The organism is Acidiphilium sp. 20-67-58 (genome assembly GCF_002255515.1).
In the GTDB taxonomy this organism is placed as follows: Bacteria; Pseudomonadota; Alphaproteobacteria; order Acetobacterales; family Acetobacteraceae; genus Acidiphilium.
The window spans coordinates 23,486-39,374 of sequence record NZ_NCAS01000002.1; the positions used below are offsets into that span (position 1 = coordinate 23,486).

A 15,889-nucleotide genomic window follows, 5' to 3' on the forward strand; every position below is an offset into this window, starting at 1 on the left:
CCCGCCATTCCCGGTACAAACCCTAGCATATTGATAAACCGAGCATCTTTAGCCGATCAGATGACTCCATCCGATCGGATGACGCTCTAAGGCATGATGGAGAGTTGCATGAAGATTGCTGTCGTCGGCGCCGGGCTTGTCGGCTCGGCCTGGGCCATCGTGTTCGCCCGCGCCGGGCACGATGTCGCGGTATTCGATGCGGCGGAGGGCGGCACCGCCCGCGCCGCCAGCCTGATCGAGGCGCGCCTGCGCGATCTCGAGGAAGCAGGCCTGGTCGAGAGTGCCGCCGCCATCCTCCCCCGCGTCAGCCTCGCCGCCACGCTGGAGGAGGCGGTTGCCGGCGCCGTCTATGTGCAGGAAAGCGTGTTCGAGACGGTCGAGCAGAAGCGGCTGATCTTCTCGGCGCTCGATGCGGTGCTGGGCCCGGATACGCTGGTCGGCAGCTCCTCCTCCGGCATTCCCGCCTCCGCCTTCACCGATCATGTCGCCTGCCGCGCGCGCTGCCTGATCGCCCATCCGGTCAACCCGCCTTATCTCATCCCCGTGGTCGAGCTGGTGCCGGCGCCCTGGACCGGGCCGGATGTCGTGAAGCGGGTTCGCGCGCTGATGGAACAGGTCGGCCAGGAGCCGGTGGAGCTGACCCGCGAGATCGAGGGCTTCGCCCTCAACCGCCTGCAGGGCCTGCTGCTCGCCGAGGCCTTCCGCCTGGTGGACGAGGGCATCATTTCCGTCGCCGATCTCGACCGTACGGTCTCCGCCGGCCTCGGCCTGCGCTGGAGCTTCATGGGCCCGTTCGAGACGATCGACCTCAACGCCCCCGGCGGCGTGGCCGATTACGCCCGCCGCTTCCGCGGCATGTACGACACCATCGCCAGCGCCCGCGGTGTGACGCTGGGCTGGACCGACGGGCTGATTAGCGAGGTCGAGCGCCAGCGCCGCGCTATCCTGCCGGAGTCCGAACTCGGCGCGCGCTCGGCCTGGCGCGACCGCAGGCTGATGGCGCTGATGGCCCACAAGAAGGACGAATCCGGCAAGGACTGATCCGCCCCGCGCGCCCTACCGCTGGTAGCCCCCCGCCAGTCGTCCGGCATCGCCGCCGGCGAGGAAGCGGGCGAGGCGCCAGAGATTGCCCGCGCTGCGCCGCAACCAGCCATCACGCTCATAGGCGGCGGCATCGGTGATGACGACGAGTTTCATCGCCGCGAGCCGCCGCCGGCCCAGCCGCCGCGCGAGTGCGACATCCTCCATCAGCCGCAGCTCCGGCACACCGCCCGCCGCCGCCAGCAACGCGCCCAGCACCAGCAGCGACTGGTCGCCATAGGGCAGGGCGAACAGCGCGCAGCGGAGGCGGACCAACGCCTCGGCGCACCGCGCCTGCCACCGCGGCGAAGCGAAGCGCAGCCTGCCATAATGGGCCTTCGCCGGATCGGCGGTGGCAAGGCATGAGGACAGCGCCGCCGCCCAGTCAGGTTGCAGCGCGGTGTCGGCGTGGAGCAGCCAGAGCCAGCCCGGCCCGGCGGCGGCCACACCACGGCCAAGCTGCGCCCCGCGCCCCGCCGCCCCCTCGATCACAAGCGCGCCGAGCCGTCGCGCCAGCGCCGCCGAGCCGTCGCGACTGCCCCCGTCGCTGACGATCACCTGCTCCACGAGGCGCGGTGCGCCCAGCAGTTGCGGCAGCAGGCGGGCAAGATTGTCCGCCTCGTCGAGCGCCGGGATGACGACGGTCAGCCGCGCCGCCATTGGTGGAACCGCTCGAGTATCGCAAGCCCGCGCGCCGAGGCATGTGCCTGCCGCCACTGCCCGGCGACGGCGCGGACCGCCTCCGAGCGGGTCGGATAGGGGAAGATCGTGCCCATCAGTTGCTTCAGCCCGAGCCCGTGCTGCATCGCGAGGGTGAAGCTCGTCAGCAGTTCGCCGGCCTGGGTGCCGACGATGGTGGCGCCGAGGATGCGGTCGCTGCCTTTCCTTGTCAGCACGGTGACGAAGCCTTCGGTATCGCCCTCGGCGATGGCGCGGTCGAGCTCGGCGAAATCGTAGCGGGTGATCTCGGCTTCGATGCCGCGCGCCGCCGCCTCGCGCGCGTTCAGCCCGACGCGGGCGATCTCCGGGCTGGTATAGGTCACCGCCGGTACCGCCTTGTAGCGCGGACGAAACCGCCAGAACGGGGCGAACAGCGCGCCCAGCGCGGCATAACCGCCCTGATACCCGGCCATATGGGTGAACTGGTAGGGCCCGGCGACGTCGCCGCAGGCGAAGATGTTGGGATAGAGCGTGCGCAGCCCGTCATCGGTCTCGATCGTCTTCGTCGGGGTGAGTGGAATGCCGAGCGCCTCCAGCCCGTAGCCGCTCACCCGCGGGCGGCGGCCGATGGCAACCAGCAACCGGTCGAACGGCAATTCGGCGGTCTGCGCCCCGCTGGTCGCGACGAGCGCGAAGCCCGCCTCCGTGCGCGTCACCGCCTCGGCCTTGTGGCTGGTGCGGATCGCGACGCCATCGCGCGCCAGCGCCGCCACCATCGCCGCCGACACTTCGTCATCCTCGCGCACCAGCAGCCGGTCCGCCATCTCGACCAGCGTCACCGCGCTGCCGAGGCGGGCAAAGGCCTGCGCCATCTCGCAGCCGATCGGCCCGCCGCCGAGAATGACGAGCCGCCGCGGCAGGGCCTCGATGTCCCACAGGGTTTCCGAGGTGGCATAGGGCGCCTCGGCAAGGCCGGGAATGGGCGGCACGAAGGGTTCTGCTCCGGCCGCAATCACGATGGCCCGCGTGGTGATCGGCACTCCGTCGACCGCGACGCGCCAGGGCGTTTCGATCACCGCCCGTCCCCGCCTGACCTCGACGCCGAGGCTCTCGTAGCGGGCGACCGAATCATGCGGTGCGATCCCCGCGATCGCGGCGCGGACATCGGCGATGGCGGCGCGAAAATCCTTGCCCTCGCGCGCGGCGTGGAGCAACGCCTTGGACGGCACGCAGCCCGAATTGAGGCAGTCCCCGCCCATCTCGCCGGCCTCGACCAGCGTTACCTTCGCCTTCACCGCGCTGGCGACATAGGCGGCAACGAGTCCGCCGGCCCCCGCGCCGATGACGACGAGGTTGCGGTCGAACCGCTTCGGCCGGGAAAACCGCGCATAGAGCCTGCGGGCGGCGAGCGCGTCGCGCAGGCGCGGTGCCACGGGCGGCAGGGCGGCGAGCAGCAGCAGGCCGATGACAAGGCGTGGCGTCAGGATCGGGCCATGCCCGCCGAGCGTGGCGAGCGAGGCGCCGGCATTCACATAGATCAGCGTCGCCGGCAGCATGCCGATCTGGCTCGCGAGGTAGAAGCTGCGCAGCCGCATTCTGGTCAGCCCTGCCAGCAGGTTGACCGCGAAGAACGGCACCACCGGCGCCAGCCTGAGCGAGACGAGATAGAACGTCCCGTCGCGGGCGATGCCGCGCTCGATCCGCTCGAACAGAGCGGGGAAGCGGGCGAGGGCGAAATCCCGCAGCAGGAAGCGGGCGGCGAGAAAGGCGAGGCTCGCGCCGATCGACGAGGCGAAGGAGACCAGCACCGCGCCCTCGACCACGCCGAACAGCGCGCCGGCGCCGAGTGTCAGCACCGCCGCCCCCGGCACCGAGAGCGAAGTTGCCGCGACATAAAGTCCGAAATAGGAGAGGAACCCGGCGAGCGGATGCGCCGCCACCGAAGCGCGCAGCCCCGCGAGATCGCCCTCCAGCCGCGCGATGCCAAGTCCCTGGCGCTGCAACGCTACCACCAGGGCGACCAGCGCCAGCGCCAGTGCCGCGAAGCCGAGCGCCCGCGCAGTGCCCCGCCGCCCCGCGCGGCCGATCGTCGTCGTGCTCATGTCTGTCTTACCTCGCACTCATGCAGGAGGATGCGCCGAACACGCAGAACCTCGCGCAATGCGGATGATCGAGCGTGACCGCCCGGGATGCGTCCTCCAGCGTGGCGCCGAGATCGAAACGTTCCTCATAGGGCAGCAGCGTGCAGGCGACGATGGAGAGCGTCTCCGCCCCCTTGCGCTGCACCACCATGCGCGAGGTGCGGCACATCGCATCCACCCCGCGCGGCCGCAGCGCCGCCCAGGCGGAAGCGCTCACGCCCGCCGCCGCCGCCGGCACGTCCATCTCCGGAAACAGCACGAGATGGTCGGGGTCGAACGCGTCGATCTCCCAGCCGCGCGCCGCAAACAGCCGGGCGAACCCCGCCCGCGTCGCCGCCTCGTCCTCTACCGTCGGGTCGAACCGTGCCGCGATCGAGGGCTGGAAGCCGGACGCGAACAGCGCGCCGATCCCCTCCAGCGCCGGCCCCCAGGCGCGTTCGCCGCGCAGCGCCGCGTGGCCGGCCTCGGTATGATGGTCGAGCGAGACGCGCATGTGCAAATCCCGCCCCCGCCACCCCGCGATTGTCGCCATGTGGTGGCGCATCGGCGTCATCGCGTTGGTCAGCACCAGCACCCGATAGCCCCGGTCGAGTGCCATGCCGATCAGCGCCTCGATATCCGGGTTCATGAACGGCTCGCCGCCGGTCAAGCCGATCTCGCGCAGCTCCGGATGGCGGTCTGCCGCCTCGTCCAGCACCCGGCGGAACCCGTCGAGCCGCAGCCAGGCGAGGCGGTCGTTGCGCGGCGAGCTTTCGATATAGCAACCCTCGCAGGCGAGGTTGCAGAGCGTGCCGGTGTTGAACCAGAGCGTCTCCAGCGCGTCCAGCGCGACCGTGGCATCCGCGGCCGGCGCGCATTCCAGCCGCGTCGCCGTCGCCGCCCGCTCGGCATGCGGCAGGATGTCGAGATTGGGCCAGATCCCGCTCTCCAGCGTACTGGCGTACTCCTCCGGCAGCCCGGCACAGCGCATCGCCGCCGCCGCCGCGCGATGATCGTAGTCGAGCGGATGCAGCACGATCTCCAGCCCGGCGTCGGCGGGGGTGACGATCGAATACCAGCAGCGCGGCGTGCCGTCATTCGCCGGCATGCCGATCGCCCCGGCATTATGCCAGACCAGATCGCCGATCTGGCGGGTGAAGCCGATGCCGCAATGCCCGGCGATCACCCCGTCGCAGCCGGTGATGCCGATTTCCCCTTCCAGCACGGGATCGAGGTCGGAGGCGAAGAGGAAGCGGTTGATCCGGCTCGGCGCGCCATGCACCACCGCCAGACGCCGCCCGCCGATCATGAGGTCGATCCGCCGGGGCAGGGCGGCCATCCAGCGCCGCGTCGCGTCGTCGATCCGCGCATCGGCATAGGCGAACCAGGCGGCGGCGAGCCGGTCGCAGGACGAGCCCTCGGTAAAGCCGCAGCCGCAATCGGCAGCCCCCGCGCCGAGCTGCTCCTCGCAATTGCCCATCACCGTCGCGATCCCATGGTCGCGGATCAGCGCGGCGCAGGCTTGCGGATCGGCGCCATAGGCCACGACGTCACCGGTGCAGATCATCCGCTCCGGCGGAATCTCGTGCGCCTTTGCTGCCTCCAGCAGCGCCCGCGTCGCCTGCAGGTTGCTGTAACAGCCGCCAAACACCAGCACCGGCCCATCCGCCCTGATCACCGGTATGCTCTCTGCTACAACCTCTGGCACAACCACCTTCGTGCTTCCCGCCATGTCAAGCATCGGCCGCGCCCTATACGCCGCGCGCGGGTGCGGCGCTGAGCTGCTCAAGGGCGAGCCCTCGCGCCTCGATCCCCCCGCGCAGCCGCCAGATCAGGATGGCCACCGCCCCCAGCGCCCAGAACCCGGCGAGCATGATGAGTGCCGCCGGCATCGAGCGCGAGCCGACATAGCCGACCAGGAAGGGCGAGAGCGCCGCCCCCACCCGTCCCACCGCAACCGAGGCGCCGATCCCCGTCGCCCGCAGCGCGGTCGGGAACAGTTCCGAGAAGGTCGGATAGGCGGCGATCCAGCTTCCCGTCGCCAGCAGGTTCACCAGCGCGAAGCCGAGCATGATCGGCCCGGCACCGAGCCCGGTCACCAGGGCGAACAGCATGAGGCCGAGTGCGGTGGCAAGGTAGAATCCGCCCACCGTCCAGCTCCGCCCGATCCGGTCGAGCAGCGACGCCGCGGCGAGCCCGCCCACGGCGGCGCCGACGCTGCCGGCGAGGTAGAACAGCGGCAGCCGGTCCGCCGGCAGATGCAGCGCCGGCAGCACCACGATCGGCAGGAAGGCGAACAGCCCGTAATATCCCGCGGCCTCGGCGAAATCGAGCGCGGCGCCGAGCAGGAGGCGTCCCGGATATTGCCGCACGAGCCGCCCGAACTGCCCCGCCTCGCGGCGGATCCGGTGCGCCACCGGCACCGCGGACGCTGGCGGCAGCGTCGTCAGCCCCGCCTCGATCCCGGCGACGATGGCGCGCGCATCCTCCGCCCTGTTGGCATCGATCAGCCAGCGCGGGCTTTCGGGCAGATGCCGGCGGAACCACGCCGCCGACAGGGCGACCACGCCGCCGAGGCCAAACACCACCCGCCAGCCCAGATCCGGCGGCAGGGACGACAGCACCAGCCAGGCCAGCAAGGCGGCGATGAAACTGCCCAGCGGCCAGAAATTCAGCACGATCGCCGCCGCCCGCCCGCGCGAGCGGCTTGGCACCAGCTCGGCGATCGCCGCGTTGATCGCCGAGTATTCGGCTCCCACGCCGATCCCGCCAAGCAGCCGCAGCACCAGCAGGGTGGCGAGATTGGGTGCGAAGGCGGTGGCAAGCGTCGCCACGCCATACAGAACGAGGCTGGCCAGAAACACACGCCGCCGGCCGAACCGGTCGGACAGCGCGCCGAACCCTGCCGCCCCGATCATCAGCCCCACGAACCACGCCGCGAGAATGACCGACATCGCGTTGCTGCCGAGCCCGAAATGCTGCCGCAACGCCCCCAGCACATTGCCGATCAGCGTCACCTCGAACGCATCCAGCGCCCAGCCAAGGCCGAACAGCAGCACCGCTACCGTGTGAAACCGGTTCCAGCGAACCGTCGAGAGTGTCTCAAGCAGGCGGTTCGCGACGCCATCCTCGGCGGCTTCCTGTCTGGGTCCGGTCGAACTCATCGGCGTGGCTCTCCTGTGCGGGGCGTCAGTCCGGCGTCGCGACGCCGTCCGGCCAATCAGCCGGCCTATACCTTACGTTGCCCGCTTCAGGATGGTTACGCGCCGGATGCGATATTTTTTGCCCGGTCCGCTTTCCCCGCATTGTCAGGGGCCCGATCGAGCGTTTTCCACACGGTTGCTGGACAAGCCGCCACCGGGCGCGCCGCGGCGGGTCGGTGGCGACGAGCTTGCCGAGATGAACCGACTGGGATCGCGCCCGTACTCAGCTCGCGCTGCGATCTTTCATCAGGTCGCGGATTTCGGTGAGAAGCTGCTCGGTCGGTGTCGGTGCGGGCGGTGCTGCCGGGGCTGGTTCCGGTGCCTTGTGCAGCTTGCTGATCAGTCGGACCATCCAGAAGATCGCGAAGCCGATGATCACGAAGTTGAACAGCGTGTTAACGAAGGCGCCGTAGTTCAGCGTGACCGCGCCGGCCTTCTTTGCCGCGGCGAGGGTGGGTTCGACCGTGCCTTTCAGCGTGACGAAATGGTTGGAGAAATCGACCCCGCCGGTGAGCAGGCCGATGACCGGATTGACGATATCGGCAACGAAACTCTTGACGATATTGGAGAACGCAGCGCCGACGACAACGGCAACGGCCAGATCGACCACATTGCCGCGCATCAGGAAGGTCTTGAATTCATCGACCCAGGCGGGCCGTTTTGGCTTGAAAGAGTCAGACATCGAATGCTCCCATTATGTAACTGCCCGTTTTCGGCCAGTTGCTTTTCATGACCGTTAGCCGGTCACGATCGCATGAATGAAGGCTAGCCGGGTTTGCGCGCGGGAGCCAGCCCGATTTCAAGGCGGCGTTGCGCCCAGCGTCCTGCTTCCGCGACAACGGGATCGTCATCGGCGGCGAGGCGTGCGGTGGCGGGGGCAAGTGCCGGATCGGCCGCATTGCCGATGGCGATGGCGACATTGCGGGCGAGGCGGGCGCGGCCGATGCGTTTGATCGGGCTGCCGGCGAAGAGGGCGCGGAAAGCAGCATCGTCGAGGGCGGCGAGATCGGCGAGGCGGGGCGCGCGGAGATCGTCGCGCGCAGCGAGTTTCTGCTCACGTCCGGCGGCCGCGAACTTGTTCCAGGGGCAGGCGGCGAGGCAGTCGTCGCAGCCATAGATGCGGTTGCCGATGGCGGCGCGAAACTCTTCCGGGATCGGGCCCTTGTGCTCGATCGTGAGGTAGGAAATGCAGCGCCTGGCGTCGAGCCGGTAAGGGGCGGGGAAGGCATCGGTCGGGCAGGCGGTCTGGCAGGCGGTGCAGGTGCCGCAGCGGTCGGCGTGCGGCGGATCGGGGGGGAGGGCGAGTGTCGTCATGATCTCGCCAAGCAGGAGCCACGAGCCGTGGCGGCGGGAGACGAGGTTGGTGTGCTTGCCCTGCCAGCCAAGCCCGGCGGCGGCGGCGAGCGGCTTTTCCATCACCGGCGCGGTGTCGACAAACACCTTCACCCCCGCGCCGCGTGCGGCGATGAACTGGGCGAGGTGCTTCAGCCTGCCCTTGATGATGTCGTGATAGTCGCGGTTGCGGGCATAGACCGAGATGTTGCCGCGATCGGGGCGGGAGAGTGTCGCCAGCGGGTCGCCGTCAGGCGCATAGGACAGGCCGAGGGAGATGACGCTGACCGCCTCCGGCCAGAGTGACGCCGGGTCGCCGCGCTGGGTCGCGCGATCTTCCATCCAGCCCATTGTGCCGTTATGGCCGGCGGCGAGATGGGCGCGGAGATTGTCGCGGACGCTCTCGGGCAGGCGGGCGCGGGCGATGCCGATCGCATCGAAGCCGAGAGCGGCGGCGCGTGCGGCGATGGCGGTGCGGAGATCCGTCTCAGCCACGGCCGCGATAGGGCGGCACGCCCTGGTCGGGCAGGAAGGCGCCCTCGGGCGGGGCGCCGGTCTGCCAGAACACGTCGATCGGGATGCCGCCACGCGGATACCAGTAGGCGCCGATGCGCAGCCAGCGCGGGGCGAGCAGGTCGACCAGGCGCTCGGCGATCATCAGCGTGCAGGCCTCGTGAAAGGCGCCGTGATTGCGAAAGCTGCCGAGATAGAGCTTGAGCGACTTGCTCTCCACGATCCACGCTTCGGGGATATAGTCGATCACGATATGGGCGAAATCGGGCTGGCCGGTGATCGGGCAGAGCGAGGTGAATTCGGGGCAGGTGAAGCGCACCACGTAGTTCTTCCCCTGCGACGGGGCGGCGACGCGTTCGAGCACGGCGGCCTCGGGCGAAGCCGGCATGCGGCTCTCGCGGCCGAGTTGTTGCAGCGCGTCATAGCGTGTGTCGGTCATCGCCCTGGCTCCATGCGTCGCGGGTGGCGGCGGCGTAGGCGGCGAAGCGTCCGGCCTCGATCGCCTCGCGCGCGCCGCGCATCACCGTCTGGTAATAGCTCAGATTGTGGGTGGTCAGCAGCATCGGGCCGAGCATTTCGTCGCAACGGAAGAGATGGTGCAGATAGGCGCGGCTGTGGCGCGCGCAGGCGAGGCAGTGGCAGGCCGGGTCGAGCGGGCGGTCTTCCGCGGCGAAACGGGCATTACGCAGGTTGAGGATGCCGCGCGAGGTAAAGGCGCGGCCGGTGCGGCCGGCGCGGGTGGGCATCACGCAGTCGAACATGTCGACACCGCGGGCGATGCTGCCGAGCAGGTCGTCCGGCGTGCCGACGCCCATCAGGTAGCGCGGGCGGTCGGTGGGCAGCAGGGGGGTGGTGACATCCAGCGTGTCCAACATCGCCTGCTGGCCCTCGCCAACCGCGAGGCCGCCGATCGCGTAGCCCTCGAAGCCGAGGCCGGTGAGGGCGGCGGCGGATTCGGCGCGGAGATCGGCGAAGACGCTGCCCTGGACGATGCCGAACTGGCCATAGCCGGGGCGCGGTTCGAAGGCCGCGCGCGAACGTTCGGCCCAGCGCATCGACAGGCGCATCGAGGCGGCGGCCTCCTCATGCGTGGCGGGAAAGGGCGTACACTCGTCGAAGGCCATGGTGATGGTCGCGTCGAGCGCGTTCTGGATCGCGGTCGAGGATTCGGGGGTAAGGTGGTGGGCCGAGCCGTCGAGATGCGAGCGGAAGGTGACGCCGACCTCGTCGATCTTGCGCAGCTTGGCCAGCGACATGACCTGGAAGCCGCCGGAATCGGTGAGGATGATGCCGGGCCAGTCCATCATCCGGTGCAGCCCGCCAAGGGCGCGGACTCGCTCGGCGCCGGGACGGAGCATCAGGTGATAGGTGTTGCCGAGGACGATCTCGGTGCCGGTGGCGCGAACGGCGTCCGCCGTCATCGCCTTGACCGTGCCGGCGGTGCCGACCGCCATGAAGGCAGGAGTTTCGGCGGTGCCGTGGGCGGTGATCAGGCGGCCGCGGCGGGCGGCGCCGTCCTGCCCGAGATTGTGGAAGGCGAAGCCGGTCATGCGCGCTCCAGCAGCGAGGCATCGCCATAGGAATAGAACCGGTAGCCCCGTGCTATGGCGTGGGCATAGGCGGCGCGCATGCGCTCCAGCCCGGCGAAGGCGGCGACCAGCATCAGCAGGGTCGATTTCGGCAGGTGGAAATTGGTCATCAGCCGGTCGACCAGCTTGAAGCGGTAACCGGGGGTGATGAAGAGCTCGGTCTCGCCGTGCCAGGGGGCCAGCGTGCCGTCATCGGCGGCGGCGGTTTCCAGCACGCGCAGGCTGGTGGTGCCGACGGCGACGATGCGCCCGCCGCGTGCGCGGGTGGCGTTGACCAGGGCGGCGGCCTCCGGGCCGATCAGGCCGCGTTCGGCGTGGAGCTTGTGGCGCTCGAGCTGGTCCTCGCGCACCGGCAGGAAGGTGCCGGCGCCGACATGCAACGTAACCGTGGCGAGGCCGATGCCGCGCGCGGCGAGGGCGGCGAGGACGGTTTCGGTGAAATGCAGCCCGGCGGTGGGGGCGGCGACGGCGCCCTCTTCGGCAGCGAACATGGTCTGGTAGTCCTGCCGGTCCTGCTCGGAGATGCCAGTGGGGCGGGGGATGTAGGGCGGCAAAGCGAGGCTCGCCGCGCGGTCGAGCATGGTGCGGAAGGTTTCTGCGTCGCAGTCGAAGCGCAGGGTCGCCGAGCCATCGGGCGCGCGGGCGATCACCTCGGCGGTGATGCCGTCAGCGCCGTCGATCGTGATGGTCTCGCCAGGGCGGGCGCGGCGGGCGTTGCGCAGCAGGACGCGCCATGCGCCGTCGGCCAGCGGGCGGTCGAGGGTGATGCCGATCCGCGCATCGCCGCGCCGCCCGGTGAGCTGGGCGGGGATGACGCGGGTGTCGTTCGCCACCAGCAGGTCGCCAGGGGCAAGCAGGGCGGGCAGGTCGAGGATGGTGCGGTCATCGAGCCCGTCGCCGTGGACATGCAGCAGCCGCGCGGCATGGCGCGGTCGCGCCGGTTCGGCCGCGATGCACTCGGGCGGCAGGTGATAGTCGAAATCGGTGAGATTCATTCTTCGAGGTAGCTGGAAATCTCGACCAGGTTGCCGTCCGGATCGCGGCAGTAGACCGAGCGCATGGCGCCGAGCGCGCCGATTTTCGGCGCCGGACCCTCGACGATGTCGACTTTCTGGGCCTTGAGGTGGTTCACCACGAAATCGGTGCCGAGGGCGGTGACGAAGCAGATGTCGAGCGCGCTGGGGGCGGGTTTCGCCGCCTGCGGGCCGACATCGCGCCCGGCCTGGTGCAGGTTCAGCTTCTGCGCGCCAAAGCGCAGGGCGATCCGCCGCTCTGCGCCGAATTCCTCGCGCTCCATGCCGAGGACGCGCTCGTACCAGTCGGCGGTGGCGTCGATATCCGAGCAGGTCAGCACGACATGGTCGATCCGGTCGACGGTGAACTTCATGGCGGGCTCACGCGAGATCGGCGAAGAAGTCGTTGCCCTTGTCATCGACCACGATGAAGGCGGGGAAGTTCTCGACCTCGATGCGCCAGATCGCTTCCATGCCGAGTTCGGGGTATTCCAGCACCTCGACCTTGCGAATGTTGTCGCGCGCGAGCACGGCGGCGGGGCCGCCGATCGAGCCGAGATAGAAGCCGCCATGCGCCTTGCAGGCGTCGCGCACGGCGCGCGAGCGGTTGCCCTTGGCCAGCATCACCAGCGAGCCGCCGGCGGCCTGGAACTGTTCGACATAGCTGTCCATCCGCCCGGCGGTGGTGGGGCCGAAGCTGCCGGTTGCCATGCCCTCCGGGGTTTTCGCCGGGCCCGCGTAATAGACCGGGTGGTTCTTGATATAGTCGGGCAGGCCTTCGCCGTGGTCGAGCCGTTCCTTCAGCTTGGCGTGGGCGATGTCGCGCGCGACGACGATCGGGCCGGTGAGGGCGACGCGGGTCTTGACCGGGTGTTTCGAGAGTTCGGCAAGAATGTCGGCCATCGGGCGGTTGAGGTCGATCTGCACCACCTCGCCGCCCAGATGGGTGTCGGTCACCTCGGGGAGGTATTTCGCCGGGTCGGTTTCGAGCTGTTCGAGGAAGACACCCTCCTTGGTGATCTTCGCGCGGATCTGCCGGTCCGCCGAGCAGGAGACGCCGATGCCGACGGGCAGCGAGGCGCCGTGGCGGGGCAGGCGAACCACCCGGACGTCGTGGCAGAAATATTTGCCGCCGAACTGAGCGCCGATGCCGAGCTGGCGGGTCATCTCCAGGATCTGCTGCTCAAGCTCGAGGTCGCGGAAGGCGTGTCCGGTGGGCGAGCCCTGGGTCGGCAGGGAATCGAGCCAGCGGGTGGAGGCGAGCTTGACCGTCTTCATCGTGGTCTCGGCCGAGGTGCCGCCGATGACGATGGCGAGGTGGTAAGGCGGGCAGGCTGCGGTTCCGAGTGTTTTTACTTTAGTTTCAATGAATTCGAGAAGTTTTTTCGGATTCAGGATCGCCCGCGTTTCCTGATACAGGAAGCTCTTGTTGGCCGAGCCGCCGCCCTTGGCGACGAACATAAGCTCGAATTCCTCGGCATGGGCCTCGCCGGGGGCGGCCATGATGTCGCACTGGACCGGCAGGTTGGTGCCGGTGTTCCGCTCGTCATACATCGAAAGCGGCGCCATCTGCGAGTAGCGCAGGTTGGTCTCGGTATAGGTGCGGTAGACGCCGTGGGAAAAGGCTTCCTCCTCGTCGCCCTCTACCCAGACGCGCTGGCCCTTCTTGCCGAAGACGATGGCGGTGCCGGTATCCTGGCACATCGGCAGGATGCCGCCGGCGGCGATGTTGGCGTTCTTGAGGAATTCCATCGCCACGTAGCGGTCGTTCCCGGAGGCCTCGGGATCGTCGAGGATCGCGCGGAGCTGGCGCAGATGGCCGGGGCGCAGCAGGTGCGAGACGTCGTGGAACGCCTGGAAGGCGAGGGCGGAGAGGGTTTCCGGGGCGATCTGCAGGATGGTCCTGCCGGCCGCCTCGATGGTGGAGACGCCGCCGAGATCGAGCTTGCGCCAGGGCGTTTCGTCATGGCCCAGGGGGAACATGGTGCTGAAGGCGAAATCGGGCGTTTTCTTGGTGATCGCGTTCATGGCGGTTCTCCAGGCTCAGTCTTTGGCTGGCGGGCGGCGGCGGAAGGCATCGAGGCTGACGACCTCGGCGGGGCCCTGTTCCGCTGGCGGCGGCGCGGGTTCGGTTTCGGGGGCCGGCGCTTCCTCCGGCGCATCGGCTTCGCGGACGGTGAATTGCAGGCCGAAGCGCACCGCCGGGTCGGCGAAGGCGGTGATGGCGTCGAGCGGGATGTCGAGCGTCGCTGGCACGCCGCCGAAGGAGAGGCGGACCACGAAGCGGCGCGCCTCGGCATCCACCGACAGCTCGCGGAACTGGTGCTGCAGGACGATAGTCATCTCGTCCGGATATTGGGCGCGCAGACGGTCCGGCATGATGACGCCCGGATGGCCTGTCGCAAAGGTGATGTAGAAATGATGCTCGCCCGGCAGGCCCTCGCGCGATGCATGGTCGAGCGCGCGCAGCACGACGAGGCGAAGCGCGTCCTCGGTCCATTCATCGTAGGGCAGGAGGCTTTCGGGGATCGGCGTATCGTCGTCTTCGGCCATGTCGTCGAATTCACCTTGCAGTCGGGATGCGTGCGGCGCCGGCAAAGGCGCCGGGCTGGTCAGCGGGACTGTCGTTCGTAATGACGGTAATATTTTTCGGTCACAAGATCCGTCTGCACCACCACGGCTATGTCCGTCGTGTTGAACTGCCAGTCGATCACCGCGCCATCGCCGACGAAACCGCCGAGCCGGAGGTAGCCCTTGATCAGCGGCGGCAACTCGGCGAGAGCCTGCCGGGCGTCGTATTCGTCGTCACCCAACCGGCGCATCTCGACATAGCGCGCGTCAAGCGCCCGCGGCCGGATGTTCTGCGGGGCGAGGTGATGGGCGTGCAGGTAGGTCAGGCACGGCGCCAGCTCGTCGAGGTCGGTGCCGTGCAGGCTGGCGCAACCGAACATCAGCTCGATTCCATGCTGGAACACATAGGCGGCGATTCCGCGCCAGAGCAGCTGCATCACGGCGCGCGAACGATGCGCCTGGTCGACACAGGAACGGCCAAGCTCCAGCAGGCGGCCGGAGGAATGCTGGAGCGGGGCGAGGTCGTATTCATCGGCCGAATAGAATCGCTGGCCGGGGGCGAGCGCATCCTGGCGAATCAGCCGGTAGGTGCCGACCACGCCCCGCGCATCGTCCGCAATGTCATGATCGATCACCAGCAGGTGATCGGCGATCGCATCGAACGCATCCCTGTCGCGGCCGGAGGCAAGTGTTGCCTCATCTGGATGGGCGCCGAGTTCCTCGTAAAAAATCCGGAACCGCAGCGCGAGCGCCGCATCGAGCTCGGCGGCGGTGGTGGCGAGCCGCACGCCCAGATTGCCGACGCGGATTTCCGGGAAAGCGACAATATTGTCGGCCGGGTGCTGGATCGTCATCGGCCTGGCGCTCCGTCGATGGTTTCGGTCGTCCGCGTCATCGCACCAAGCCGGCGGCCGAACAACTCGATCTTCAGGGAAACCAGTTCAAAACCATGGCGTGCGGCAACTTTGCGCATCAGCATCTCGGTTTCCGGCTCGTCAAATTCGATCACCTGGCCGCTTTCCTGATCAACAAGATGAAAATGATCATGCTCGCCAGACATTTCATACCGCGCACGGCGACTGCCGAGATTCCGCCGTTCAAGGATCCCGTGCTGCTCGAACAGGCGAACGGTGCGGTAGACGGTGGCGAGTGATATTCTAGGGTCAATGCCATGGGCCAGCCGGTGCAGTTCGTCGACATCGGGGTGGCCATTCGCTTCGGACAATACGCGAGCAATAATACGTCGCGGGCCCGTCATCCTGAGCCCGTTTGCCACGCACAGACGTTCGATGCGGGTCTCCATCCGCTGCGTTGTGAACCATCTCGGCGGCGCGGTCCACCCCATTCCGTCCGCCAGGTTCAGGTGCCTAGAGACGGGGTCTGCGCGGGGTGTAGAAATTGCAGAACCCGTTGCTCGCAACAGCCCCTCGTACCCGCGCACAGCTTTGCGTGATGTCGCGGTAGTTGGCGCAGTTGCCGCAGCTGGCGCCTTTTCCGAAGGGGTGCGGCCGATAACCGGACGCGACCCGCGAGGCTTTCGGCCTGAAGGTCTCGGTTTCTTTCGCGGCCAGCAGCGTGACGAGACCCGTGACGACTTCAAGCCAGTAGCGGCGCGGATGATGCGGAATGGCCTGCCTCCCTGGATTGCAATCCAGAGTTATATAGAGATAAAAAACACTTTTAAATTGTATTTTCTTCAATTGTTCACGCGCGATCCGGCATCGGGTGCGGCGGGCTGCATCCAGATTGTCTCGGCGACGGTAATGCCATAAGCAATGTTCGATGGTCCGGGAAACAGTATCTTGATG

Annotated in this window: 16 protein-coding genes; 2 read left to right on the plus strand and 14 right to left on the minus strand. The window is 68.4% G+C overall.

Annotated elements, in window-relative coordinates:
* Positions 1–108 precede the first annotated feature (108 nt).
* Positions 109–1,041, plus strand: coding sequence for a 3-hydroxyacyl-CoA dehydrogenase (locus tag B7Z76_RS01065; protein ID WP_174502450.1), 933 nt, complete (start codon positions 109–111; stop codon positions 1,039–1,041).
* Positions 1,042–1,056: 15 nt separating this feature from the next.
* Here the strand turns inward: B7Z76_RS01065 and B7Z76_RS01070 are convergent, their stop codons facing one another.
* The 14 genes from B7Z76_RS01070 to B7Z76_RS01135 all read right to left on the minus strand — a co-directional run bounded on the left by B7Z76_RS01070 (position 1,057) and on the right by B7Z76_RS01135 (position 15,384).
* Positions 1,057–1,740, minus strand: a complete 684-nt coding sequence (locus B7Z76_RS01070; RefSeq protein ID WP_291341724.1) for a glycosyltransferase — start codon at positions 1,738–1,740, stop codon at positions 1,057–1,059.
* The gene (locus B7Z76_RS01075; protein WP_291341725.1) at positions 1,725–3,842 is read right to left on the minus strand and encodes an FAD-dependent oxidoreductase; all 2,118 of its coding nucleotides are present in this window, start codon (positions 3,840–3,842) and stop codon (positions 1,725–1,727) included. The genes B7Z76_RS01070 and B7Z76_RS01075 overlap by 16 nt, the downstream gene beginning before the upstream one ends.
* Positions 3,843–3,849: 7 nt before the next feature.
* Positions 3,850–5,538, minus strand: coding sequence for a radical SAM protein (locus B7Z76_RS01080; protein ID WP_236656213.1), 1,689 nt, complete (start codon positions 5,536–5,538; stop codon positions 3,850–3,852).
* 73 nt (positions 5,539–5,611) lie between these two features.
* Entirely contained in the window at positions 5,612–7,024 is a 1,413-nt protein-coding gene (locus B7Z76_RS01085; protein ID WP_174502446.1) for an MFS transporter, read from the minus strand.
* Positions 7,025–7,286: 262 nt separating this feature from the next.
* Positions 7,287–7,745 (minus strand): large-conductance mechanosensitive channel protein MscL, encoded by a 459-nt coding sequence (gene mscL, locus B7Z76_RS01090; protein ID WP_174502445.1) that lies wholly within the window; start codon positions 7,743–7,745, stop codon positions 7,287–7,289.
* A gap of 83 nt (positions 7,746–7,828) precedes the next feature.
* Positions 7,829–8,890: a tRNA epoxyqueuosine(34) reductase QueG gene (gene queG / locus B7Z76_RS01095; RefSeq protein WP_174502444.1), complete on the minus strand. Its 1,062-nt coding sequence runs from the start codon at positions 8,888–8,890 to the stop codon at positions 7,829–7,831.
* The gene (gene queF / locus B7Z76_RS01100) at positions 8,883–9,347 is read right to left on the minus strand and encodes a preQ(1) synthase (RefSeq protein ID WP_174502443.1); all 465 of its coding nucleotides are present in this window, start codon (positions 9,345–9,347) and stop codon (positions 8,883–8,885) included. The genes queG and queF overlap by 8 nt, the downstream gene beginning before the upstream one ends.
* Complete coding sequence (gene tgt / locus B7Z76_RS01105) at positions 9,328–10,458, minus strand: tRNA guanosine(34) transglycosylase Tgt (RefSeq protein ID WP_291341726.1); 1,131 nt, start codon at positions 10,456–10,458, stop codon at positions 9,328–9,330. The genes queF and tgt overlap by 20 nt, the downstream gene beginning before the upstream one ends.
* On the minus strand, positions 10,455–11,492 hold the full coding sequence (gene queA / locus B7Z76_RS01110) for a tRNA preQ1(34) S-adenosylmethionine ribosyltransferase-isomerase QueA (protein ID WP_291341727.1): 1,038 nt from the start codon (positions 11,490–11,492) through the stop codon (positions 10,455–10,457). Before queA ends, tgt begins: the two co-directional genes overlap by 4 nt.
* Complete coding sequence (locus B7Z76_RS01115) at positions 11,489–11,884, minus strand: VOC family protein (RefSeq protein WP_174502440.1); 396 nt, start codon at positions 11,882–11,884, stop codon at positions 11,489–11,491. The genes queA and B7Z76_RS01115 overlap by 4 nt, the downstream gene beginning before the upstream one ends.
* A 7-nt stretch (positions 11,885–11,891) precedes the next feature.
* Positions 11,892–13,538, minus strand: coding sequence for a fumarate hydratase (locus B7Z76_RS01120; protein ID WP_291341728.1), 1,647 nt, complete (start codon positions 13,536–13,538; stop codon positions 11,892–11,894).
* 15 nt (positions 13,539–13,553) lie between these two features.
* Positions 13,554–14,063: an SspB family protein gene (locus B7Z76_RS01125; RefSeq protein ID WP_174502438.1), complete on the minus strand. Its 510-nt coding sequence runs from the start codon at positions 14,061–14,063 to the stop codon at positions 13,554–13,556.
* A 59-nt stretch (positions 14,064–14,122) separates the two neighbouring features.
* A complete protein-coding gene (locus B7Z76_RS01130; RefSeq protein ID WP_291341729.1) occupies positions 14,123–14,935 on the minus strand; it encodes a GNAT family N-acetyltransferase in 813 nt (270 codons plus the stop codon).
* Positions 14,932–15,384, minus strand: coding sequence for a Fur family transcriptional regulator (locus B7Z76_RS01135; protein WP_174502436.1), 453 nt, complete (start codon positions 15,382–15,384; stop codon positions 14,932–14,934). Before B7Z76_RS01135 ends, B7Z76_RS01130 begins: the two co-directional genes overlap by 4 nt.
* Before the next feature lie 142 nt (positions 15,385–15,526).
* On the opposite strand from B7Z76_RS01135, the gene B7Z76_RS01140 reads away from it, so the two are divergent.
* Positions 15,527–15,853: a hypothetical protein gene (locus B7Z76_RS01140; protein WP_291341730.1), complete on the plus strand. Its 327-nt coding sequence runs from the start codon at positions 15,527–15,529 to the stop codon at positions 15,851–15,853.
* Positions 15,854–15,889: the final 36 nt, after the last annotated feature.